General features: G+C 35.2%; 1 protein-coding gene and 1 pseudogene. One reads left to right on the top strand and one right to left on the bottom strand.

Features of this window, described 5'->3' with window-relative positions; translation table 11 throughout:
• Positions 1–204 precede the first annotated feature (204 nt).
• Positions 205–951 carry a ferredoxin--NADP(+) reductase gene (fpr, locus tag ARSQ2_RS08850; RefSeq protein ID WP_181995070.1) on the bottom strand — a complete coding sequence of 249 codons (747 nt, stop codon included), beginning with the start codon at positions 949–951 and terminating at the stop codon, positions 205–207.
• 319 nt (positions 952–1,270) lie between these two features.
• Between fpr and emrD the strand changes: the two are divergent.
• Positions 1,271–1,477: pseudogene (gene emrD / locus ARSQ2_RS13055) on the top strand (multidrug efflux MFS transporter EmrD); the annotation flags it as partial.
• Positions 1,478–1,612: the final 135 nt, after the last annotated feature.

Here is a 1,612-nt window from a genome sequence, read left to right as displayed (position 1 = left end):
TTACAAGTAATTACTCTATAGCAGTAAATTTATATTGGAGAAAAACATATATTTTGTAATCAAAATTAAGACACTTAGCTATATTTATTGTTACCATATTATTTTTAGATTGTGGTAGTTTTAAAGGTCAGGATAAAGCAAATCGTTATGGTAAAAAATGAACAAGTTGACTATCTCAGCTGATTAATTTTTATTTACCTCGGCTTACCAATATTGTTCACTGGTAATGTGCCCCGCTTTACAGCGTAAGTGTTTATCCATCCCTCTTTGTATTTTTAGTAGTTGTTGGGTATCTTTAACCATTTGTGGATTACCGCAAAGCATAACATGGCTACTTGTGGGATCAATTTTTGCCTTTACTGCTTGTTCTAGCTGTCCGCTTTCAATTAGCGCTGGAATACGGCCGGTGAGTGAGCCAGTTTTGTTTTCGCGACTGACAATAGTTTGGATCTTCAATTTTCCCTGATATTTTTTCTCAAGAGCTTTCATTAATGGTAAGTAACTGAAATCTTCCCCGTAACGTACCGCATGTACTAGGATAATTTCGTTAAATGGGGGTAAATTTTCGCTAAATTGCAAAATGGATAAAAAAGGCCCAATTGCGGTACCTGTCGATAGCATCCAAAGCGTTTCACAATCAGGTAGTTCTTCTAACACAAAAAAACCTGCTGCCTCTTCAGTGACATAAATAGGATCACCGGGTTTCAATGCTTTAAGGTGTGGGCTGAGTTTTCCTTCCGGTACGGTGACGAGATAGAATTCTAATTGATTATCATTGGGTGCGTTAACATAAGAATAGGCGCGTTGGATACGCAGGCCATTGATTTCTAGCGCAAGTTTAGCATATTGCCCCGCAATAAACGGTTTAATTGGCGCTTCAAGGATCAAACTAAATAAGGCATCTGTCCATTTATGATTTTTAATAATTTTTCCTGTTACCCAATTCGCCATACTACTGGCCTCCCAATCTGTCAAATAAAGCGTTAATGTTTGGTCATATTATATCAAATCTAGGCAAAACCATTATCGATAATGTGTTTTAACTATTCAGTTAAATTATGACTCTTTCATTATGATATAAAATTGTACAGTTATGTTTACAAAATAAGTCAATTAGATTCGGTTAGGTGGAAAAAATAATTTAATCGGTTAACTCGAATTTTTTATAATTTGTTAGATTAATTGATATTAACATACAGATTTGATGGGGCTGTTTTTCTTTAAGCCTAAGATATTGTAACCTTTTTTAATACATTGATTATTAGATAAAATGAGAAAATTAGAACACTTCAATTTGCTATTAATGCTCATTGTTTTAATTGCTGTCGGGCAGATGACGCAGACAATTTATGTCCCCGTTATTGCAGAAATTGCTGCCCATTTCGCTGAACCTGATGGTGCGGTGCAAAGCGTAATGGGAGCCTATCTGCTATTTTATGGTTTTTCACAACTATTTTATGGACCTATCGCTAAGCGATTTAATTTTGATTACACTATATTGAGTGCGAACAAAATATCTGTGTCGCATCCGAGCGGTCTTTTTTTGCATTTAGCTTGTGCCCATTTATGTTCAATTGGATTAAGATCTGGGGAATATAGCTAAGCGTCTTAA

The sequence above is a fragment of the Arsenophonus endosymbiont of Bemisia tabaci Q2 genome (genome assembly GCF_902713415.1).
Lineage (GTDB): Bacteria > Pseudomonadota > Gammaproteobacteria > Enterobacterales > Enterobacteriaceae > Arsenophonus.
This window is presented reverse-complemented; position numbering and strand designations above follow the sequence as displayed.